Raw genomic sequence first — 21,246 nt, forward strand, 5'->3', positions numbered from 1 at the left:
TTGTAATGTTTTAAATGGTTTATCGGGGATAGTTGAAGCCGGCGAATGAATATCAGCCGTAGCGGCTGATATTCAGCGGAGATGCGTCCACATCCGGCGATTTACCGGAAATTATATCGGCGAGCACGCGGCCAGAGCCGCAGGACATGGTCCAGCCAAGTGTGCCGTGGCCGGTGTTGAGATAGAGATTCGAATACCTCGTACCGCCACCGATTATGGGTGGACCATCCGGCGTCATCGGTCGCAAGCCCGCCCAAAAACTTGCCTTGCTCAAATCGCCGCCTTTCGGAAACAGATCACCAACCGAATGTTTCAGCGTCGCCTGTCGCGCATCGCGCAAAGCGAGATCATAGCCCGAAATCTCAGCAGTGCCGCCGGCGCGAATCCGGTCGCCGAGCCGCGTAATGGCAACCTTGTAAGTTTCATCCATGATGGTTGAAACGGGAGCCGCGTCAGCATCGGTGATCGGAACTGTGATGGAATATCCCTTTACCGGATAGACCGGAATATGCACACCAATGCGCCGCAACAGGAATGGCGAATAGCTGCCGAATGCAACGACATAGGCGTCTGCCGTCAGCTCCTCCGTCTCGGTCGAGACGCTGGCAATATGGTTCGTGCTGGTGTTGATCGAGGTGATCGTAGTGTTGAATCGGAATTTCACTCCGGCGTCGGCACAGAGAGCCGCGAGCTTCTCGGTAAACATCTGGCAGTCGCCGGTTTCATCGCCGGGCAGGCGCAAACCTCCCACAAATTTGCCGTTGACATGGGCCAATGCCGGTTCGGCCGCAACACATCCCGCAGGATCCAGAAGCTCGTAAGGTACGCCAAATCCCTTCAATATTTCGATGTCGCTGGCACTTCCGTCATATTGCTTCTGCGTGCGGAACAGCTGCAAAGTTCCCTGGGTGCGTTCATCATAGGGAATGGAGACTTCCGAACGCAGCGCCTTGAGGCAATCGCGGCTATATTCAGCGATTGGGACCATGCGTGACTTGTTGCGAGCATAACGCACAGACGTACAGTTCCGCAGCATCTTGACCAGCCATAGCGCCATGTATGGATCGAATTTTGGCCGCACGACGAGTGGGCCGAAATGCATCAGCATCCATTTGATTGCCTTGACCGGGACACCGGGTCCGGCCCATGGCGAGGAATATCCCGGCGATATTTCTCCGGCATTGGCAAAGCTCGTCTCGCGCGCCGGGCCAGGCTGCCGGTCGATGACAGTGACCTCATGGCCCGCCTGCGCCAGATACCAGGCCGATGTGACGCCGACGACGCCACTGCCAAGGACGAGAACTTTCATGACCGGGCTACTCCTTCAAGCAATGCGATACCCTTGGAAGAAAGGGCATGATGAGTCGCACTGTGTGTTGGCGAATTGGTTCTTTCCAGAGATTTCTTTCCTCACGCGCGGAAATGTCCTGGTTTCTCGCGCCAGCACCAGAATCTGGACAAAATAAAAGGCCGGGAAAACCCGACCTTCTCAAATTCGTCTCTGCTATCAGTGCCAGTACATCCGTGGTCAAAGACCGCGAAGACGAATTATTTATCAGCCAGCCTGAAGCTGATCAGCAGTCATCTTGCCGGACTTGTTGTCACGGACCAATTCGAAGCTGATCTTCTGACCGTCATTGAGGCTGCGCATACCAGCGCGCTCAACGGCAGAGATGTGTACGAATACATCTGCTGAACCATCATCTGGTTGAATGAAGCCGAAGCCTTTTGTGGAATTGAACCACTTTACTGTTCCAGTGCTCATGATGAACCCTTTCAATGGAAATATTTTAATACAGGGCACGACGCGCCATGCAGTTTTTAGCTCGATTTTTGAAGAAGGATCTTTCAGAGCGCCTGTGGCGCAATAAAACTAATTACAAACTACCAAATACCGATGGTGGATACATAGGGCTAAGCGCTTGTTTCGTCAATGCCAATGCCTGAGAAATAATCTCGAAAGACTGAACTAAAGTCTATTCCCCAGTCTTTTCGGGGCTTTTCTATTTCGAAATATTTTCGCCAGCCGGCATTGGTACGCGAATATAAGACGGCAACCGATTCGTCATTGCACAGCAATCGAGTGACGCCCAGAGCCCGGATAGTAACTACTACTTGGCTTTGGCAGCTGTCCGGGTGGTCTTCTTTGCTTTTGGAGCAGCCGGCGGCCGGGCAGCGATTTCTGCCTGTTCTTCAGCTTCCTTTGCAAGCCGCAAAGCCTTGAGACGTGCCGTCTTGCTTTCCCACTTATGTGTTTCATCATTGATGATTGCAGAAGCAGCAGCGGTTGTTGCCAGACTTTTCTGTTCCGAAGGGCTCAGGACCCGTTTCGGGTGGACGCCAACTTCAGGCATCTGTTTTGGACTATGTTTCATTGCATCTCGCATTATTGGATATACAACCATCGCACGCGAAACCTTCCAAGTCTATCGTGCTGTCGTTTGACGCGTCGAACCCGTTCCGGGTTTCCAGCCCCGGGCAAAACCATAGGACATGGCGAGGGAAGCATACTCGATTTCCCGCAAAAGGAATTCCCGCTCCGCCAAAAGAGCAGCGATTGTCGCTCTCACGTCACCCTGATGATAGGCCAGTGCTTCGTCTATTTCGTCTTCCGGTTGTTGGGATATAGCGTTCATCAGAATCTCCTTTTCCAGGAAGATTGCCACAACCTTGCATATATGAAAAGGAATTTGTTCCTGTTTCGTTCGCATTTATGCCAAGCCCGCGTGAACGCGAATTCCAGGGCTACCTTGACTGTTGCCAACCTGGACTCCGTTGATAAGGACGACATGCTAAGTTAGCCTCTATTCGCTTTTTCTGGAGGGAATTGCATGGGAAAAGTAATTGCATCGTTTACGATGTCACTCGATGGCTTCATCGCCGGACCGAATATCAGCCCCGAAGATGCCATGGGCGAGGGCGGCGAACGGTTGCATGATTGGTTGTTTGACGGAAGCTCTGAAATCGACCGCGACATGGCACGGGAGATGTCTGCCAACATCGGTGCGGTGATCCTCGGGAAGCGAACTTTCGATCTCGGGCTGCCCCATTGGGAAGACACGCCGTTTCCCGCCCCGAGCTTCGTGCTCACCCATGAAAAACGTGAGCCGCTCAAGATGAAAAGCGCGGCATTCACGTTCATCAACAACGGTGTCGAAAGCTCTGTACAGCAGGCGAAAGCAGCTGCAGGTGAAAAGGATATCATTGTCATGGGAGCGAATGCTGCCCAGCAGCTGTTGCGAGCGAAGCTGGTGGATGAAATCGTTCTCCAACTCGCACCGGTTTTGCTCGGGCGGGGGACACGCCTGTTCGACGAGATGGGCAATGAAACGATCGAGCTGAAAAATACAAGAACTATCCAGTCGCCGCTGGTCACCCACTTGCGTTATCAGATCCTGGCAAAATAGAGCCCCGGCTATCGCCGGGGCTTGCTTGGCTTAGCCCTTTGACTTGGCCTTGGGCGCAGTGCTTTCGGCTTTTTTGATCATGGAGCTGAAAGGAACGTCGGCCTTGGGAGCGACCTTCTCTTTCTTGGGTTTTCGCACTTCGCGATTGCTTTTCTGTTGACCTTTGGCCATGGCGGCTCTCCTACAAAGTTACAAACTGGACTGCTGGACGAGGCTTTTTCGATTGCGGGCCGCTTGCATTACAAGAACCAAAAACCGAGTGCGTACAGAATCGGTCATTTGGAATGAGATTGGCGGGTCGAGAACCTCTGACGCCGCGAAGAGCCAAGCTTTGGCCAAAAGACGATTCGCGATTGTAGGTCGTCATTTGCGGCTTAATTGCGGCTCCTGATAGTTCTGGCGCCCCCGTTTGAATGGTGCTAAAACTCGTTCAGTTGCCTCAAAAGTCGAAGTTTTTCCGCTGGATTCCTGGTCCACTGCGGCTTTATGGGCGTTTGGAGGATATTCACCATGTTGAATCGCACGATTACCTTCCTGAAAAGGCTGAAAACCCCTGTTACCGCATCGCTTGACACCGTCGTGCGGACCGCAAAACCGGCAGCTAAGAAGCCCCGCCGCGTAAACCCCGACAGCGATGGAAGGCTGCGCCGCCTGCGGCAGCTCGTCGAGCACAATCGGCTTATCTGATTGCATCCGTTAAGCCGGTGCTGAGAGAACTGCACCGGCTTTTTCATGTCGCCTAACCAAGACTTCCTGCAAAACGCTCCGGCAACCGATCGCGCTTGACAGCGTGAGCCTGGTAAAAGCGGCTGGCCGCCGTTGGGTCACGGCTTGTCCAGTTTCCCGGCGGTCCTTTGCCGGTCCATAATCTCGTCAAGTTCGATTGATTGGCAAACGCTTAGCGGGGCAGGTGAGGCTTGGCACCGCCCCGGGGAGGGCATAATAGGCTAAGTCGGCGCCAAGCCTCCGCTGACGGAAATAGGGTCAGCGTGATACAACGCTGACATGGGTCATTCGTTCCGTTGCTGTGCTCCCATCGTAGACAATTGTTGTTCGCGCGAATGTGGTTCCTATCAGCCAGATGACAGCGAGAAATACCAGCGCAACAGCAGCGAGTAGCAAGACGCCGGTCAACTTCACCGGTTGATGATCGTTCTCAGACATGGAGGGGACATCTCAAAATTGTGCTCGCGCACTAATACAACTTATGCGAGAATTTTCAACGGGAACATGTGTGAATGTGAGAGATCAAAAGATCGGAAACCTACGTGTCAGACCTGGTCTGCGTCCAACGATCCGGACGTGGAAAGGCCCCGATCAGGCGTTCAGGTGATCCTGGATGATGCCGGACTGATGGCCACTTGGATTGCTTGAGTTGGCCAGTATCGTTCCAGCTTCCCAACATCCCCAAAGAATGGCCACCATGATCGCGGCCAATATCAGGAAGTCTTTTGTCTCAAGCGGCTGAAAATCGGGCTGACGCATAGGCGTTACTCCATAACGATAGTGATCGCGGTCCCTGTTCCATCGCTTATCATAGGTATGCTACGAGCCCTATTGCTCCCGATTAGTCCTTTCGATTTAGTCCCCGAAGCCGCATTGATGTGGAAACGTCTCTGTTGATATGAGTGATAACTGTTGGAAGGATTCAATCATATGGTAGCGGGCGTTGTTCTCGTGACGGGAGCCTCGGGTTTCATCGGTGTGGAATTGGTCAGGCAACTGGAAGCGTCCGGCTATCGAGTGATCAGTGCTACGCGAAACGCCCACGGTTCGAACACGGAAATTGTACGGCTGCCTGCACCGGACGAGCCTGTCGAAGCATTCGAGCGCATCCTCGAGAATGTCGCTCATGTCGTGCATCTGGCGGCTATCGCTCACACCCAGTTGGTCAACGCCGCGCACACCTATCACGCAGTAAACTGCGTTCTGGCGGCAAAGCTTGCCCAGGCTGCGCATAAAACCATCTCGGGCAAGTTTGTCTTTGTCTCCTCGATCCGTGCGCAATGTGCGAGCGTTCACGAGGGTGTCGCGTTGGAAAGCGATCTGCCGCAACCAACCGATGACTACGGTCGGGCCAAGCTTGCAGCCGAGGCCGAAATCGCCTCGGCGATGAAACGGGGAAACTATACGGTCCTGCGTCCCGTGCTCGTTTATGGCGCGGGTGTGAAGGGTAATATGGCGATGCTCGTGAAACTAGCGGCATTGCCTTTCCCGTTACCGCTGAAGTCTTTGGCCGGTCAACGATCCTTGCTCGATCGCGCTGCTCTTTGCCGCGCCATCATCCACAGTCTGAACGAACCGAAAACCGATCATGGCACATTCATTGTATCGGACAGAAATCCAGTAACGGTACCGCAGATACTGGCCGCCATACGACGCCGGCGTGGCCGCAATCCTGGGTTGTTTTCATGCCCTCCGTGGATATTAAACATTGCGGCACAAATAACAGGCCAGGGCGATCGCTGGAAAACGCTGAACGGTGACTTGATTGCAAGTTCGGCCAAGCTCCAATCGACTGGCTGGAAGGCTGTCGACAATCCTGCGGGGCACATTGCGGAACTATCCTGACCCCTGGAGCCTCGTGCACAAGGCTCCAGGGGCCCATGAGCGCGCCAAGCCCGTCGCGACAGAGATATCAAATGGTCTCTTGGATATTCGGCAAATGATGTTACATTGTATCCAACGTTAATTGAAAAGCGTCCTGCTTGCGTCCTTATGGGTTCGCGCGGCGCTCGAAGGATAAGACTTTGAAAGACCCCGAGAGAGGCGCGCCAATCGCGCCGAATGGAGGGGCGTCTGGTGGTGACATGGTGCTCAACGGCACTAAAGGTCCCACCAAGAATGGGCCCGGACCGCATGGGGATCCTGCACATCACAGGCAGGAAAGCCAATCCGATTCCCTGGAAGGACGCTTCGATAAGAACCACAAGAAACGTGCGCGCCGCAGAAAGCGCGGCAAGTCGAAACAGGCGCCTGCTTCGACCGAGCCAGTCGTTGTCTCGAGCGTTTCGATTCCGCCTGCCAATATTCCGGCCAAAGCCGCCAAGAAGCGGCGGCCCAATCGCTTTCGTCGTCGAGGCCGCGCCGGGATCAAACCTGTCGATGCGATACCGCCCGTAGTGACAGTAAAGCCGTCTCCGGCAGCCCCGGTTCAAGCCACGCAGCGGCTCCCATCCAGGCATTTCGGAGGACCGCTCTATGCCGCACTCGATCTTGGCACCAACAATTGCCGATTGCTTGTGGCGTCGCCCACGCGTCCGGGCCAGTTTCGCGTCGTCGATGCCTTCTCCCGTATCGTCCGCCTCGGCGAAGGCCTCGGCGCGACGGGGCGCCTGAACGACAACGCCATGGATCGCGCTATCGAGGCGCTGAAGATCTGTCGCGACAAACTTGAGAGCCATGATGTGCGCCGCGCCCGGCTTATCGCCACCGAAGCCTGCCGTCAGGCGTCAAACGGCGAGGAGTTCTTGGCGCGGGTGAAAAGCGAAACCGGCCTCGAGCTCGAGATTATCAATCGCCAGACCGAAGCTCGTCTTGCCGTATCCGGCTGTGGCACGCTGGTCGAGCGTGAAACCGACGCTGTCGTGCTGTTCGATATCGGCGGTGGTTCCTCGGAGATTGCACTGATCGATGTTTCCGAGCGTCGCTCGCCGCGGCTTGCAGAACATATCATTGCCTGGACATCGCTTCCCGTCGGCGTGGTCACTTTGGCCGAACGCTTTGGCGGGCGTGATGTGACCACCGACAATTTCGCGGTCATGGTCGATCATGTTGCCGAATTGATCAACGATTTCTCCGAGCGTCACAAGCTCGGCGATCTCGTCAAGAGCCAGAACTTTCATCTGCTCGGCACGTCCGGCACGGTCACGACGCTCGCCGGTATTCATCTCGGTCTCGAGCGCTATGATCGCCGCCGTATCGATGGTATCTGGATGCAGAACGATGACGTCACCGAAATGACCAGCAAGCTCCTGTCGTGGAGCTTCGATGAACGGGTTGCCAATCCGTGCATTGGCGCTGATCGCGCCGATCTCGTTCTTGCCGGTTGTGCCATCCTCGATGCTATCCGCAACGTCTGGCCCAGCCAGAAACTGCGCGTGGCCGATCGCGGGCTGCGCGAAGGTATTTTGACTGAACTCATGTCGCGTGATGGCGCGTGGCGCAATCGCTGGTTGCGTGCAACCGCATGACCCAGGAATAGGGGCCCTTATGGCTAAGACGACGACAGGGGGACGCGGCGGCACAGGCACGCGCGGTCTTCATACCAAGATCAAGAAGAAGGCCGGCACGATCAAGGAATCGTCGCGCCGTTGGCTCGAGCGTCATATCAACGATCCTTATGTGCAGCGCTCCAAGGCGGACGGCTATCGTTCGCGTGCCGCCTATAAACTGATCGAGATCAATGACCGCTACAAAATCCTCAAGAAAGGTCAGCGCATTATCGATCTTGGCGCCGCACCCGGTGGCTGGAGCCAGATCGCGGCTTCGATCGTGGGCTCCCCGGATGACGTTCCAACTGTCGTTGGCATCGACTACCTGCATATCGATCCATTGCCGGGCGTCACCTTGCTTGAGATGGATTTTCTCGATGACGCAGCGCCGGACAGGCTCATGGAAGCACTGGGCGGCCAACCGGATATCGTCCTGTCGGACATGGCTGCGCCGACCACCGGCCACCGCCGTACCGATCACATACGCACAACCCACCTTTGCGAAGTCGCCGCGGACTTTGCCGTCTCTGTTCTGCGACCCGGCGGGCACTTTCTCACCAAGACGTTTCAGGGCGGGACTGAAAATGAAGTGCTCACATTGCTGAAAAAGCATTTCAAGTCCGTCCACCACGTGAAGCCCCCAGCGTCACGTGCGGAATCCGTCGAGCTTTATTTGCTGGCGAGGGACTTCAAGGGGTTACCTGATGACCGGGAGCAACTCGATTAGCTCGTTCTTACAACGACTGCCTGCACTTGAAACCATTCTGGCTCTCTGTCATATTGAGATACATGTATCTCAACGGAGTTCACTATGCCAACCTCGATACGTCTACCCGCTGAAATCGAGGATAGGCTCGATGCGCTTGCTGCCCGAACGGGACGGACCAAAGCATACTATATTCGCGAGGCAATCGAAGAACATCTGGATGATCTGGAAGACCTCTACCAGGCTGAACAGGCTGTGCGTCGGCTGAGAAATGGCGAAAGCCGCACTTACACGCTCGAAGAGGTGGGGCGTGAACTTGGTCTGGACGATTGAATTCGATGAAGCGGCTTTAACGCAACTACGAAAACTTGGGCGACCGGAAGCCAAGCGAATTCGCAACTATTTGCGAGACCGAATTGCCATCCTCGACAATCCAAGACAGAGCGGCAAGGCCCTGCAGGGCTCGACCCTTGGAGATTTTTGGCGGTATCGAGTTGGAAATTATAGAATAATTTGTGAGCTGCAGGACCATAAGTTGATTGTTCTGGTGGTAGGGATCGGCCATCGTAGCGAGATCTACGACTGACAAGGCTATTCTGCCGGCGCAGCAACCTTGATCAGCGGCCGGTGACCTGAAACCTCTGAACCCGCGTCAGGCTGCAGACCCCTGAACGACAGGCACGCCAGACCCGAAATTGCCGCCACGATAAAGAAGGCGATATGGAAATCGGAGAGCTGCAGCGGCCCGCCGTGTATCTTGGTTGTAATCTCGAGAATGCCGCCAGCAACGGCCACACCAAGCGCGATCGAAATCTGCTGGGCGACTGAACTGATCGGCGTTGCCTGGCTCGTCTGCTCGTTGGGGATATCCGCATAGGCGAGAGCGTTTGTACCTGTAAAGAACAGCGAACGGAAAAATCCACCCACGAGAAGCAGCAGGATCATCAGCCAATAGGGCGTTTCCGGCGTGAAGAACCCGTTGACCGCGACGAATATCGCGGCGACGAACGAGCCATACATCAGCGAATTGCGGAAGCCGGTTTTGCGGTAGAACCATTTTGTAACAAGCTTCATGCTCATGGCGCCGAGTGCCGATACGAAGGTGATCATTCCGGATTGAAATGGCGTCAGGCCGAAGCCGATCTGAAGCATCAACGGCAGCAGGAACGGGATTGCCCCGACGCCAATGCGGAACAGGCTGCCGCCGACGATTGCTGCTCTGAATATCGGATTGTCCAGAAGATTGAGAGAAAGCAACGGCTCCGCGGTTCGGCGCGCATGGACAAGATAAAGAACAGCGGAAACGATGCCGGTCAGAAGCGTCGCTATGCCCACCCATGTCGGTAGCGCTGGAAGACTGACGACGGAGAGGCCGAAGACTATGCCCGAGGCGGCGATGCCGCTTAAAAAGAAACCTGGAATGTCCAGCGGCCGCTGCACCAGAGTTTCGATCGACGGCAGATAGCGGGTGGCGATGATGATTCCGAGGACGCCGATCGGAACGTTGATCAGGAAAATCCAGTGCCAGCTGAAATAGGTCGTCAGGAAACCGCCAACGGGTGGCCCGATCAGCGGGCCGACGAGCGCCGGCATCGTCAGCCATGCCATGGCGCTGACGAGTTCATTGCGCGGCGTCGAACGCACCAGCACGAGACGGCCGACAGGTGTCATCATCGCGCCGCCTACACCTTGCAGGAAGCGCGATAGAACGAATTCGAGGAGCGAGCCCGAGGCGGCGCAGGCGATGGATCCGACGACGAATACAATGATCGCGGCGCGGAAAACGTTCTTGGCACCGAACCTGTCGGCCATCCAGCCACTGACTGGAATGAAGACCGCGAGCGAGACGAGGTATGCGGTCAGTGCCAGTTTTAAAGCGATCGGACTGGTGCCGATATCAGCGGCGATCGCTGGCAGCGACGTCGCGATAACGGTGGAGTCCATGTTCTCCATGAAAAGGGCGACGGCGAGGACGAGCGGAACGATACGGTTCAAGTTGAATTCCAGTTCTCAGGAGGTGAGAAAGCAGGCGGTGAATCTCGTTTTATGAGACTCGGGGGCCTTGCGAGTTCCGATAGCACTCGCGATGCCGGGGCTCAAGCGGCGATCAATCAGAAGTGATCCAGACGCGACGATTTTTGGTCTATTCAGCAGGAACGGAGCGGCGACGCCGACGTTGCCGCGTTTATATTGTTGCCTCAAGGAGATAGTCCTATGTCTGCATTCGAGATTTCCCGCCGCAACCTTTTTCTCGCATCAAGCGCCATGGCCGGCGGATTGGCAATGTCGCAGATGGTTTCTGACATTGCGGAGGCGGCTGTTCCACAATCGGACATCAAGTCACCCGGCTTCAAACGTTTCAAGCTGGGCGATTTCGAGATTACCACCTTGCTTGACGGGCTTCGCCCCGGCGATGGTCCATTTCCAACCTTCGGCGCCAATCAGAGCCAGGAGGCAGTCGCCGAGCTGATGCGCGCCAATTTCCTGCCCGAAACGAAATTCGTCAACGGCTTCACGCCGGTTCTCATAAATACCGGATCTGAACTGGTGCTCGTCGACACAGGATTTGGTGCCGGCGGCCGCGAAAACGGTCTTGGTCAACTGGAAGCGAATATGAAAGGCGCGGGTTACACACCTGATCAGGTGACGCTTGTCGTCATCACCCACATGCACGGCGACCACATCGGCGGCCTGATGAATGGTGAAACACCCGGCTTTCCCAACGCGCGTTACGTGGGCGGGCAGATTGAGTATGACTTCTGGACGGACGCGGCGCGCACCGGCACTCCGGCGGAAGGCAATGCCAAGGCTGTCAATGCCAAGGTCAAGCCGCTCGCCGAAAAGTTCACCTTCATCAAGGCGGGCGATGCGGTAGTCCCTGGCATCACCAGCGAAGCGGCGTATGGCCATACGCCTGGCCACATGATTTTCCACGTCGAATCAGCCGGCAAGCATCTTGTCCTGACCGCTGACACAGCCAATCATTACGTCGCCTCGTTGCAGCGGCCCGATTGGGAAGTTGCCTTCGACACCGACAAGGCCATGGGCGCGGCAACACGCAAGAAGGTGTTCGACATGATAGCGGCCGACAAGGTACCGTTCATTGGCTACCACATGCCATTCCCTGGTGTGGGTTTTGTCGAAAAGCAGGAAACGGGTTATCGATTCGTGCCGGCAACCTATCAATTCGACGTCTGACCAGCGGCTTGCGCACCCTCGGCGCGCCGGCGCCGTATCGCGTCGGCGATGAACACACGCGACAGCGCGTGATATAACGGCTCGTGCGAGATGATGCGCGCGGTACCATAGCCGAGCATTGCCGTGCACATGAGCGCAATGATGCTGTCGTGGCTGCCCGTCATTTCGAGAATGATGACGAAGGCCGTCATCGGGGCTTGGACCACGCCAGCGAAATACCCTGCCATGCCGAGAATAGCCGCCAGCCCGATACTGCTGCCGAGCAATTGGCCGACTGCGCTGCCAAAGCCTGCGCCCACCGAAAGCGATGGAGCAAATATGCCTCCCGGAATGCCCGATATCATAGACAGGAGGCCGGCGATGAGCTTCGCGAGAAAGTAGTACCACGGCAGGGCATTGCCTTCGACGGCGTATCGCGCCTGTTCATAACCTGTGCCGAAAGTCATCCCGCCGGAGAGGATACCAACCACGGCAACTGCCAGACCGCATCCCGTCGCGAGAAGCAATAATCGGCGCATCGGTTGGGTTCCCGCCCAACGTCTTACCCGGCGCGACGCTTGGAGTGCTGCTGCACTGAAGATCGCTCCGAATGCGCCACCACCGATTCCGCATAGAATGACGAGAAGCCAGTCGGAAAATGCGGCACTCGCCGTCGTCTCGCCAAAATAGGTGTATTTGCCGGCAAGGGCGCTCGCTGCGAGACCGGACAGGATCACCGTCGTCAGCACCAGCCCGTTGGCGCGGGATTGATAGGACCGGCCCATTTCTTCGATTGCAAAGACTATGCCTGCAAGCGGTGTGTTGAAGGCTGCGGCAACGCCTGCGGCCGAGCCCGCGAGGATAAGTCCGCGCGCATGAGCCATGCCGCCGACGCGTGCTGCCTGCAACATGAGTGAAGCCCCCACCTGCACGGTCGGGCCCTCGCGTCCGATGGAGGCTCCGGACAACAGACCGAGCACCGTCAATAGTATCTTCCCGGCGGCCATCTTGAGCGAGAGAAGCCGTTCGCGGTCATCGTCATCGGTCAGGTGCCGGGCGGCGATGGCCTGCGGGATTCCGCTGCCTTGGGAATTCGGAAATAAGGTTATCGCCAGATAGGCGCTCAGCGCGAAGCCCGCGGGAGTGATGACCAGCGGAAGATAGGCGGTCCAGCCCGCTATCCCGGTCACCTGCTTGAACATATGCTGTGCGATGTCGGCAAGCTCGGCAAAGCCGACACTCACGACGCCTATGGCGAGCGCGCCTGCCCAGAATACCAACCGTGGGCGCCAGACGCGCGCATTGCCCCACATCGCTTGCGAACGCCGGAGCATGGAGTTTCGACGATAGTTCGGACGCACAACCAGTCCTGCATGACCATTCTCGGAGATCTTTGCCTAGCATGTGATGGCGTGGTTCGCCAGACAAATGGAGATTTGCGGTAATCGGCCTCGGAGCTACAATATTATGCGCTGTAGTGCTCCCGAAGCGCCAGAGATTGTGGCACGCGACAATTTTCGCCTTTTCAAACCGACATATCCATGTTACCAGCCCGTGCCAATTCACTTGAACAGAACTTGATCGGCGCTCCACCACCGTGGTGCGCCCTTTAGTCGTATTACCCGTATTGCAAGGAAATTGGTCATGGCAAAAATCGTTGAATCTGCGACAGGCGCACTCGCACTGACATTTGATGATGTCCTGCTCCAGCCAGGTCACTCCGAGGTTATGCCCGGCCAGACCGACATTCGCACCCGCATCGCACCCGATATCGAGCTCAATCTGCCGTTGCTGTCAGCGGCAATGGATACGGTTACCGAATCGCGCCTCGCTATCGCCATGGCACAGGCTGGCGGCATGGGCGTCATTCACCGCAATCTGACACCTGAATTGCAGGCCGAGGAAGTCCGCCAGGTCAAGAAGTTCGAATCCGGCATGGTCGTCAATCCCGTCACCATAGGGCCGGACGCGACACTTGCAGATGCGCAGGCATTGATGCGCGCCCATGGCATCTCCGGCATTCCTGTGGTCGAAAACTCTGGTGAGGGCAGCCGCAAGCCGGGTCGCCTTGTCGGCATCCTCACCAACCGCGATGTGCGCTTTGCCTCCGATCCCGCCCAAAAAATCTACGAACTGATGACGCGCGAAAACCTGATCACCGTGCGCGAGAACAACGTCCAGCACGAAGAGGCAAAGCGCCTCTTGCATCAGCATCGCATCGAAAAACTGCTTGTCGTTGACGACAAGGGTTATTGCGTTGGCCTGATCACGGTCAAGGACATGGAGAAGTCGCGGCTTAACCCGAACGCCGCCAAAGATGCGCAAGGCCGGCTTCGTGTAGCCGCCGCATCCAGCGTCGGTGAAGATGGTTTCGAGCGGGCCGAGCGGCTTATTGCTGCAGGCGTTGACGTTCTCGTCATCGATACCGCCCATGGCCATTCGCAGCGCGTCCTCGATGCGGTTACCCGCGCCAAGAAGATGTCGAATGCCGTGCGTATCATTGCCGGAAATGTCGCCACTGCCGCGGGGACACAGGCGCTGATCGATGCGGGCGCCGATGCGGTCAAGGTCGGTATTGGACCGGGTTCGATCTGCACCACGCGGATCGTCGCCGGTGTCGGCGTACCACAGCTTTCCGCAATCATGTCTGCAGTCGAAGCGGCACATAAGTCGAATGTGCCAGTCATCGCCGACGGCGGCATCAAATATTCTGGTGATTTCGCCAAGGCGCTTGCCGCTGGTGCATCTGCTGCCATGGCAGGTTCGGCACTTGCGGGTACGGAAGAAAGCCCCGGCGAGGTCTATCTTTATCAGGGCCGCTCGTTCAAGGCCTATCGCGGCATGGGCTCTGTCGGCGCCATGGCGCGGGGATCGGCTGATCGCTACTTCCAGGCGGAAGTGCGTGACGAACTGAAGCTGGTTCCGGAAGGCATCGAAGGCCAGGTTGCCTATAAGGGTCCGGTTTCAGGTGTCCTGCACCAGCTTGCTGGCGGTCTCCGAGCATCCATGGGCTATGTCGGTGCAAAAAATTTGGAAGAATTCCGCGAAAAGGCTACATTCGTTCGCATCACCAATGCAGGTCTGCGCGAAAGCCACACCCATGACGTCACGATCACCCGCGAGAGCCCAAACTATCCGGGCGGCAACTAAAGCAATTCCAGGAAAAGTGGGAACCGGTTTTCCGTCCGGAGTTGCGTCAAAACAAAAGGACAGAGCATTTCCGTATTTCGAAGAAAAACAGAAATGCTCTGATCCAAAAGGGAAGGGCAATGTCTGATATAGCCCTTCGCAATCACTTCTCGGCCATGGCGCGCAACAGCGCCTGGTCGAATTTCCGGCTGCTCACTGCATGTGAGCAACTTACCGACGCCGAGTTTGCTCAAGAGCGTACCAGCTTCTTCCCGTCCATCCAGTTGACGCTGAACCATAATCTTATCGTCGATCACATTTACATGGCCGATATGATCGGCAAAGGACGCAGGAATATCGGCCTCGTCGGCGATATACCCTATCCCAAAGCGTCCGACCTGAAGCAGGCGCAGACGGAGTTCGATAGCAGCCTCATCGGCTTCTGTGACGATATCGAGCCCGAAGACCTCGACAAGATCGTATCGATCACATGGGGGACTGGGGACACTTCGCAAGAGCCGATCTACCTCTTGCTATCGCACCTTTTTGTGCACCAGATCCATCACCGCGGGCAGGCGCATGCCATGCTGGCAGGCACCAATGTTCCGCCGCCGCAACTCGACGAATTCTTTCTGAACTACGACAGACAACGACGCCAGGGCGAGCCTTACACCGCTTAGCGCCGGTCTAGCCTATTGATGTCGAGTGGTATATCCTCTACATTATATCGAGAATATAATTATTGGGATATACCATGCCGCTTTATATTAAAGACGACAGGATCGATGAGCTGGCTCGCCGCTATCAAGCTGCGATTAAGGCCACCTCCAAGACCGAAGCAGTGAAGAAAGCTTTGCAGCGTGCTTTGGATGAGCAGAACGCGCAACTCAGCTTGGCTGATATTGTGTCCGATTTCGCCCGGGAGTTGAGACGCAAAGGAAATGTGGAAAAAGGGCTCCCGGCAGACAAGCAATTTCGGGACAGTTTGTATGACTAACTTCTTGTATACTTGCCTGCTCGGTTGACGTCATGTTCATAGATGCTTCGGCGATGGTATCGATGATGACCGGCGAGAGCGATGCTCGTTCCCTCGCTACAAAAATGGAGACGTCACCCCAGCGTGTAACCTCTCCAGCTGCCGTGTGGGAGACCGCAGTCAATATAGCTCGAATCCTGAACCTTCCGATTGAGACAGCCACGCCCGCCGTTCAGGATTTTTTGGAGTTGGCAGCGATCGAGTTGGTGGGAATACCACCGCAGGGGGCTTTTCTCGCGCTTGAAGCTTTTGATCGCTACGGCAAGGGCCGTCATCCAGCAAATCTCAACTTTGGCGACTGTTTCGCCTATGCCTGCGCCCGCTTTTACGGAATGCCCTTGCTCTACAACGGCAATGATTTTCCGCAGACTGACATTGATCCCGCCTGATTAACGTTGACCTGTCATGGAATGATCTTCCGTTCCCGAAGGTCGCGGAAGACACGCATGAACATCTCCTCCGTATCGACATATTCATGGAACCCGGCCCGCCGCAGCCGGGAGCCATCGGCAAAGAAATCATAATCCCAGCCAAAGACCGCATCGCCGAAGCCCCAGGACGACACATCTTTGTAGGGTGTCCTGGCAAGACCATGCTTCTCGATCATGCGATTCCATAAATCTTCCTTGTCCGCCATGACGACGTTCAGCGACATCGGTAGCGGCGGCGCGACCTCCAGATTGAAAAACCGCGCAATCTTCGGCCACATCTCGCTCCAGCGGAAAAGATCGCCGTTGTTGATGTTGAACGCTTGATTGCCACAGTGCGGGTTCGTTGCGATAAACACCGTTGCCCGCGCCAAAAGCCCGGCATCCGTCATTTCCAGCAAACTGTCATAGGCGCCGGGTTTACCGGGAAAGCGCAGCGGAATGCCGAGTTCTTTCGACATCGAGGCATAGACGGCGATCACCGAAGCAAGGTTCATGGGATTGCCGAGCGCAAAGCCCACGACGACCGACGGCCGTAATGCCGACCACGTCCAGCTCTTTCCCTTCTGTAATGCCTCCAAAAAATCCTGCTGATCGATGTTGAATTCCGGCGGCATGTGGTTGGCATCGGTCTCGCGCGCCGGTGTCTTGAATGGGCCAAGATGCGCGCCATAGACCTTGTAACCCTGCATCAGGCTGATGTGTTCGAGCTCGGGCGCGATTGGCTCGATTGCGTTGACCGCATTCATCAGCATGGCGAGGTTTGGCGGCACAAGCTCGCCCCAACTCGGCCGGTCTTGATAGGCCGCGTAAAAGACATGGGTCACGTCGGTGAGATGTGCGAGTTTCGCTTTGGCCTCCGCTATGTCGAGCAGGTCGACCGCAATGTGGCTGACTTTCCCGGTTCGGGCACCGCCGCGGCGCGACAGGCCAATAATTTCCCAGTCGCCCAATTCGACAAGGTGCGAAATCAGATTGCCACCGATGATGCCATTGGCACCAACAACAACCGCTTTTTTGGTCATTTCAAAATCTCCGTTTCAGATTCTGAAACAGATATGATTCATTCATGCAACTTTGCGTAGTAGTCAAAAAATGATAACATTCATAAGCAATCCTTTGAGGTAATAATGGATAGATTCGCTGCGATGAAGACGTTTGTCCGTGTTGCGGAGCTTGGCACTTTATCCGCGGCGGCGCGCGAACTTGGCCTGACTCAGCCGGCGGTCAGCCAGCAGGTGGCAGCTTTGGAGCGGCATCTGGACGTGCGTCTGTTTCACAGATCTACGCGCCAGCTCGCGCTTACCGAAGCTGGCGAAACCTATTATCAGCATGCACGGCAAATCCTGCAGGCGGTGGACGAGGCGGAAGAGAGCGCTGGCGAATTATCCACGACGCTGCGCGGAAACCTTCGTATTCATGGTCCTGTCGGTTTTGGCCAGATGCATCTTTCACCCATAATCATCGAGTTTCAGCGCCTGCATCCTGACCTTACGATTGAACTTGTCCTCGATGACCGCTTTGCAGATCTGATTGCAGAAGGCGTTGATGTTGCGATCCGCTTCGGCGATCTGAAATCCTCCGATCTTATTGCCAGAAAACTTGCCACATTCGAACGCATACTCGTGGCTTCGCCGGATTATATCGCTGCCCACGGCAAGCCCCGGACACCGGACGAACTTATCCAGCATCGCTACATCCGGTTCGCATGGTCACCACAGGGCGAATCGATTCCCCTGATCGGCCCTGGTGGCGCTCTCGTAGCGCCAATCCGCTCTACGTTCCTTGCCAACAATGCCTTTGTCCTGAATGAAGCACTGTGCGCTGGTCTCGGCATTGGCGGGGCGCAAGTCCCGCTGATCCAGCCACTGCTTGATTCGGGCAAGCTCGTTCGGATTCTTCGCGATTATGCCTATGCGTCGATGGATGTGCACGTGGTCTATGCGACTGCTCGCTTCCTGCCGCGCAAGGTTCGCGCCTTTATCGACCATCTGGCAACCAGTCTGCAGGCAATACCGGGCTTGCGCACAAATCGCATCCCTGAAAAGAACGTATAAACGAACAGCAGGAGGGACCATGTCACAAACCGCAATTTTCTGGCCAATGATCGCGCTGACTTTTCTTATTTATTGTGTCTATGCCGTCCTTATGCTTCGCCGTCGGCAAGCAGTTCTCAGCGGCCAGGCCAGCGCAAGGGATTTCAAGCTGCCGTTGAAAGAGCCGGAGGCCAGCGTTGCGACGGTTCGCAACTTGATCAATCTCTACGAATTGCCGATGCTGTTCTATGTCGTCTGCCTGGCGCTCTATGCCGTCAACGGCGCCACATTGCTTGCCGTAATCATCGCCTGGTGTTTTGTCGCAATGCGAGCGGTCCACACCTGTGTGCACATAACATCCAACCGGCTTGCCCTTCGCCAGCCGATCTTCGTCCTCGGCTTTATCCTCAATGGGGCGTTGTGGGTCATGCTGGCGTTGCATCTCGCTGTCCCACCTGTGGTTTAAGCGGCAAGATCGTCCAGTTCATCCGCCGAAATCATCAACCGGCGGCTGCAATCGACGATTGTAATCGCCAGCGCTTCGAAGTCCTCGCGCCGCTCGCTCTGCTTGCGCCAGATCAAGCCGATTTCGCGTGAAGGTTCCGGATCGGCAAAAGCGACGATGCGGACGTTATTGCGGCCGGCTTCGGTGCGCACGGCAATCTCGGGGATCAGCGTCAGTCCCATGCCATGGCCGACCATCTGCAGCAACGTCGCCATGCTGGTCGCGCCATAGTTGACCAATTGGCGTTGCTTCACATTGCTGCACACGGCCAGCGCCTGATCGCGCAGGCAATGACCCTCCTCCAGCAGAAGCAACCGCTCAAGCGCGACGTCTTCCTGAGTCATGGGCGAGGTGAGAACGTCGATGTCATTGTTCGATGTTGCGATGAGGAAGCGATCGCGAAACAGCGGTTTGGCGACCGTACCTTCGCCTTCTATCGGTAGGGCAGCGATGATGGCGTCCAGATCGCCAAGGCGCAGATCCTCGACGAGCTTCGAGGTAACGGCTTCACGCAGTTCGATCGCAAGTTCTGGATAGGTCTCGCGGAGATCCGGGATCAGCAGCGGCAGCAGATAAGGTGCAATCGTCGGAATAATGCCAAGCCGCAGCCGCCCCCTCAAGGTGCCACGCCTTTGTCCCGCAAGTTCCTCAAGCGAGCGAATTTCATCGAGAATGCCGCGTATGCGCGGCAGCAGACGCCTACCCATCTCGGTGAGCACGACCGTCCGCCGCGTCCGCTCAAACAGCGTGGCTCCGAGGAGCAGTTCCATTTCCGCGATCTGCGCCGAGAGGGCAGGCTGAGATATGCGTGCCATCTCCGCAGCTTTGCGGAAATGCAGCGTGTTGGCGAGAATGTCGAAATAGCGCATTTGGCGAACTGAAAACATGATAAGTAAATCCTATCAATAATCATTCTAAAATCAATTGGAAACTATGATTAGAAAGGTTCTATGGTGCGGTTGAGAACGCGGCAGCGCTAGCGCGCCTGCGGTTCCTATTGTCAAAACGCGAGATTCGAGGAGAAGCCAATGGCTGACCGTCCAACATTGACGACAACCGCCGGTGCACCGGTATCCGACAACCAGAATTCCAGAACCGCCGGCGAGCGCGGTCCGGTTCTGCTGGACGACTATCAGCTCCTGGAAAAGCTCGCGCATCAGAATCGCGAGCGCATCCCTGAGCGTGTTGTTCACGCCAAGGGCTGGGGCGCGTTCGGCACACTGAAAATCACCGGCGACATTTCCAAATACACCAAGGCCAAGGCTTTGCAGCCGGGTACCGAAACGCCGCTGCTTCTGCGTTTTTCCACGGTTGCCGGTGAACTTGGCGCAGCCGATGCCGAGCGTGACGTTCGCGGCTTTGCGCTGAAGTTCTACACCAGCGAAGGCAATTGGGATCTCGTCGGCAACAACACGCCGGTCTTCTTCGTCCGCGATCCGCTGAAGTTCCCCGATTTCATCCACACGCAGAAGCGTCATCCGCGCACCAATATGCGTTCCACCACTGCCATGTGGGATTTCTGGTCGCTGTCGCCGGAAAGCCTGCATCAAGTCACGATCCTCATGTCGGACCGCGGCCTGCCCGTCGCGCCGATGTACATGAACGGCTACGGCTCGCATACGTATTCGTTTTGGAACGATGCCGGCGAGCGCGTCTGGGTGAAGTTCCACTTCAAGACGCAGCAGGGTCACAAGTTCTACACCAATGCCGAGGCCGAAACGCTCATCGGCAAGTCGCGCGAAACCTATCAGGAAGAGCTGTTCGGCGGCATCGAGCGCGGCGAGTTCCCGAAATGGACTGTCCAGGTCCAGATCATGACCGAGACGCAGGCGGAACAAACCTCATACAATCCGTTCGACCTGACCAAGGTCTGGCCGCATGGTGAATTCCCGCCACTCGAAATCGGTGTCATGGAACTCAACCGCAATGCCGACAACTATTTCGCCGAAATCGAGCAGGCCGCGTTCTCGCCCTCGAATGTCGTGCCCGGCATCGGTCATTCGCCGGACAAGATGTTGCAAGCCCGCGTCTTCTCCTATGCAGATGCGCATCGCTATCGCCTCGGCACGCATTATGAAGCGCTCCCCGTCAACCAGCCGAAATGCCCGGTCCACAATTACCACAAGGATGGCCAGATGAATTTCTTCGGCCAGAAGTCCGGCAATGTCGACGCCTATTACGAGCCGAACAGCTTCTCCGGTGCTGTCGAACAGCCTTCGGCAAAAGAGCCGCCGTTGAAGCTTTCGGGTGATGCGGACCGCTACAACCACCGTATCGGCAATGACGATTACGGCCAGGTGACGGCCTTGTTCAACCTGTTCGACGCCGGTCAGCGCTCGCGCCTGTTCTCCAACATCGCTGCGGCGATGGATGGCGTGCCGGGGGCAATCATCGAACGGCAGCTTGTGCATTTCCAGCGTGTCCATCCGGAATACGAGGCCGGTGTTCGCGCGGCATTGAAGGAAGCGCACGGTTACGAGGCGAGCACTATCTCGCAGGAAGAAAAAGGCGTCGCTGCCGAGTAAATACTCGACGTTCCTTACACTCCCCTTGTGGGGAGGGGCGGAGCAAAGCGACGGGGAGGGGTCTTTCTTTTTTTGACCAATAA

Annotated in this window: 26 protein-coding genes; 15 read left to right on the top strand and 11 right to left on the bottom strand. The window is 56.4% G+C overall.

What is annotated here, in order from left to right; translation table 11 throughout:
• Positions 1–52: 52 nt before the first annotated feature.
• From PHA01_RS01645 to PHA01_RS01660, 4 genes are all read right to left on the bottom strand, one after another.
• A complete protein-coding gene (locus PHA01_RS01645; RefSeq protein ID WP_271892914.1) occupies positions 53–1,309 on the bottom strand; it encodes a D-amino acid dehydrogenase in 1,257 nt (418 codons plus the stop codon).
• A gap of 246 nt (positions 1,310–1,555) precedes the next feature.
• Positions 1,556–1,765: a cold-shock protein gene (locus tag PHA01_RS01650; RefSeq protein WP_091881096.1), complete on the bottom strand. Its 210-nt coding sequence runs from the start codon at positions 1,763–1,765 to the stop codon at positions 1,556–1,558.
• 346 nt (positions 1,766–2,111) lie between these two features.
• Positions 2,112–2,375, bottom strand: coding sequence for a hypothetical protein (locus PHA01_RS01655; RefSeq protein WP_271892916.1), 264 nt, complete (start codon positions 2,373–2,375; stop codon positions 2,112–2,114).
• Between the two features lie 51 nt (positions 2,376–2,426).
• On the bottom strand, positions 2,427–2,636 hold the full coding sequence (locus PHA01_RS01660; protein WP_112526331.1) for a hypothetical protein: 210 nt from the start codon (positions 2,634–2,636) through the stop codon (positions 2,427–2,429).
• Between the two features lie 195 nt (positions 2,637–2,831).
• On the opposite strand from PHA01_RS01660, the gene PHA01_RS01665 reads away from it, so the two are divergent.
• The gene (locus PHA01_RS01665; protein WP_271892917.1) at positions 2,832–3,407 is read left to right on the top strand and encodes a dihydrofolate reductase family protein; all 576 of its coding nucleotides are present in this window, start codon (positions 2,832–2,834) and stop codon (positions 3,405–3,407) included.
• A 30-nt stretch (positions 3,408–3,437) separates the two neighbouring features.
• Here PHA01_RS01665 and PHA01_RS01670 read toward each other — a convergent pair whose 3' ends face one another.
• A complete protein-coding gene (locus PHA01_RS01670; protein WP_181872327.1) occupies positions 3,438–3,578 on the bottom strand; it encodes a hypothetical protein in 141 nt (46 codons plus the stop codon).
• A 339-nt stretch (positions 3,579–3,917) separates the two neighbouring features.
• Here PHA01_RS01670 and PHA01_RS01675 point away from each other — a divergent pair, with 339 nt between their 5' ends.
• On the top strand, positions 3,918–4,094 hold the full coding sequence (locus PHA01_RS01675) for a hypothetical protein (RefSeq protein WP_271892918.1): 177 nt from the start codon (positions 3,918–3,920) through the stop codon (positions 4,092–4,094).
• A 297-nt stretch (positions 4,095–4,391) separates the two neighbouring features.
• Here PHA01_RS01675 and PHA01_RS01680 read toward each other — a convergent pair whose 3' ends face one another.
• Both PHA01_RS01680 and PHA01_RS01685 read right to left on the bottom strand, forming a co-directional pair.
• Complete coding sequence (locus tag PHA01_RS01680; RefSeq protein WP_271892920.1) at positions 4,392–4,571, bottom strand: hypothetical protein; 180 nt, start codon at positions 4,569–4,571, stop codon at positions 4,392–4,394.
• A gap of 153 nt (positions 4,572–4,724) precedes the next feature.
• The gene (locus tag PHA01_RS01685; protein WP_271892921.1) at positions 4,725–4,892 is read right to left on the bottom strand and encodes a hypothetical protein; all 168 of its coding nucleotides are present in this window, start codon (positions 4,890–4,892) and stop codon (positions 4,725–4,727) included.
• A 171-nt stretch (positions 4,893–5,063) separates the two neighbouring features.
• Between PHA01_RS01685 and PHA01_RS01690 the strand changes: the two genes are divergently transcribed.
• From PHA01_RS01690 to PHA01_RS01710, 5 genes are all read left to right on the top strand, one after another.
• Complete coding sequence (locus tag PHA01_RS01690) at positions 5,064–5,978, top strand: NAD-dependent epimerase/dehydratase family protein (RefSeq protein ID WP_271892922.1); 915 nt, start codon at positions 5,064–5,066, stop codon at positions 5,976–5,978.
• A 179-nt stretch (positions 5,979–6,157) separates the two neighbouring features.
• Positions 6,158–7,600, top strand: coding sequence for a Ppx/GppA phosphatase family protein (locus PHA01_RS01695; protein WP_271892923.1), 1,443 nt, complete (start codon positions 6,158–6,160; stop codon positions 7,598–7,600).
• Between the two features lie 19 nt (positions 7,601–7,619).
• Positions 7,620–8,348: an RlmE family RNA methyltransferase gene (locus PHA01_RS01700; protein WP_271892926.1), complete on the top strand. Its 729-nt coding sequence runs from the start codon at positions 7,620–7,622 to the stop codon at positions 8,346–8,348.
• An 84-nt stretch (positions 8,349–8,432) separates the two neighbouring features.
• Positions 8,433–8,660, top strand: coding sequence for a type II toxin-antitoxin system RelB family antitoxin (gene relB / locus PHA01_RS01705; protein WP_224512386.1), 228 nt, complete (start codon positions 8,433–8,435; stop codon positions 8,658–8,660).
• Positions 8,644–8,913, top strand: coding sequence for a type II toxin-antitoxin system RelE family toxin (locus tag PHA01_RS01710; RefSeq protein ID WP_271893902.1), 270 nt, complete (start codon positions 8,644–8,646; stop codon positions 8,911–8,913). Before relB ends, PHA01_RS01710 begins: the two co-directional genes overlap by 17 nt.
• A gap of 5 nt (positions 8,914–8,918) precedes the next feature.
• On the opposite strand, the gene PHA01_RS01715 is transcribed toward PHA01_RS01710, so the two are convergent.
• Positions 8,919–10,322, bottom strand: a complete 1,404-nt coding sequence (locus PHA01_RS01715) for a DHA2 family efflux MFS transporter permease subunit (RefSeq protein ID WP_271892927.1) — start codon at positions 10,320–10,322, stop codon at positions 8,919–8,921.
• A 219-nt stretch (positions 10,323–10,541) separates the two neighbouring features.
• On the opposite strand from PHA01_RS01715, the gene PHA01_RS01720 reads away from it, so the two are divergent.
• Complete coding sequence (locus tag PHA01_RS01720) at positions 10,542–11,525, top strand: MBL fold metallo-hydrolase (protein ID WP_271892929.1); 984 nt, start codon at positions 10,542–10,544, stop codon at positions 11,523–11,525.
• On the opposite strand, the gene PHA01_RS01725 is transcribed toward PHA01_RS01720, so the two are convergent.
• A complete protein-coding gene (locus PHA01_RS01725) occupies positions 11,510–12,838 on the bottom strand; it encodes a chloride channel protein (RefSeq protein ID WP_271892930.1) in 1,329 nt (442 codons plus the stop codon). The two genes, PHA01_RS01720 and PHA01_RS01725, sit on opposite strands and share 16 nt — an antisense overlap.
• Before the next feature lie 310 nt (positions 12,839–13,148).
• On the opposite strand from PHA01_RS01725, the gene guaB reads away from it, so the two are divergent.
• From guaB to PHA01_RS01745, 4 genes are all read left to right on the top strand, one after another.
• Positions 13,149–14,654, top strand: coding sequence for an IMP dehydrogenase (gene guaB, locus PHA01_RS01730; RefSeq protein ID WP_114428360.1), 1,506 nt, complete (start codon positions 13,149–13,151; stop codon positions 14,652–14,654).
• A gap of 119 nt (positions 14,655–14,773) precedes the next feature.
• Positions 14,774–15,313, top strand: coding sequence for a DinB family protein (locus PHA01_RS01735; protein WP_271892932.1), 540 nt, complete (start codon positions 14,774–14,776; stop codon positions 15,311–15,313).
• 74 nt (positions 15,314–15,387) lie between these two features.
• Entirely contained in the window at positions 15,388–15,630 is a 243-nt protein-coding gene (locus PHA01_RS01740; RefSeq protein ID WP_271892933.1) for a type II toxin-antitoxin system VapB family antitoxin, read from the top strand.
• Positions 15,631–15,662: 32 nt separating this feature from the next.
• Positions 15,663–16,058, top strand: a complete 396-nt coding sequence (locus PHA01_RS01745) for a type II toxin-antitoxin system VapC family toxin (RefSeq protein WP_271892934.1) — start codon at positions 15,663–15,665, stop codon at positions 16,056–16,058.
• Between the two features lie 14 nt (positions 16,059–16,072).
• Here PHA01_RS01745 and PHA01_RS01750 read toward each other — a convergent pair whose 3' ends face one another.
• Positions 16,073–17,122 (bottom strand): SDR family oxidoreductase, encoded by a 1,050-nt coding sequence (locus PHA01_RS01750; protein WP_271892936.1) that lies wholly within the window; start codon positions 17,120–17,122, stop codon positions 16,073–16,075.
• Between the two features lie 105 nt (positions 17,123–17,227).
• Here PHA01_RS01750 and PHA01_RS01755 point away from each other — a divergent pair, with 105 nt between their 5' ends.
• Both PHA01_RS01755 and PHA01_RS01760 read left to right on the top strand, forming a co-directional pair.
• Positions 17,228–18,154, top strand: coding sequence for a LysR family transcriptional regulator (locus tag PHA01_RS01755; RefSeq protein WP_271892938.1), 927 nt, complete (start codon positions 17,228–17,230; stop codon positions 18,152–18,154).
• Between the two features lie 19 nt (positions 18,155–18,173).
• Positions 18,174–18,599: an MAPEG family protein gene (locus PHA01_RS01760; protein WP_271892939.1), complete on the top strand. Its 426-nt coding sequence runs from the start codon at positions 18,174–18,176 to the stop codon at positions 18,597–18,599.
• Here the strand turns inward: PHA01_RS01760 and PHA01_RS01765 are convergent.
• On the bottom strand, positions 18,596–19,525 hold the full coding sequence (locus tag PHA01_RS01765; protein WP_271892940.1) for a hydrogen peroxide-inducible genes activator: 930 nt from the start codon (positions 19,523–19,525) through the stop codon (positions 18,596–18,598). The two genes, PHA01_RS01760 and PHA01_RS01765, sit on opposite strands and share 4 nt — an antisense overlap.
• A 141-nt stretch (positions 19,526–19,666) precedes the next feature.
• Here PHA01_RS01765 and katA point away from each other — a divergent pair, with 141 nt between their 5' ends.
• On the top strand, positions 19,667–21,163 hold the full coding sequence (gene katA / locus PHA01_RS01770) for a catalase KatA (protein ID WP_271892942.1): 1,497 nt from the start codon (positions 19,667–19,669) through the stop codon (positions 21,161–21,163).
• The last annotated feature ends 83 nt before the right edge of the window (positions 21,164–21,246 follow it).

Source organism: Candidatus Phyllobacterium onerii (genome assembly GCF_028331445.1).
Taxonomy (GTDB): domain Bacteria; phylum Pseudomonadota; class Alphaproteobacteria; order Rhizobiales; family Rhizobiaceae; genus Phyllobacterium; species Phyllobacterium onerii.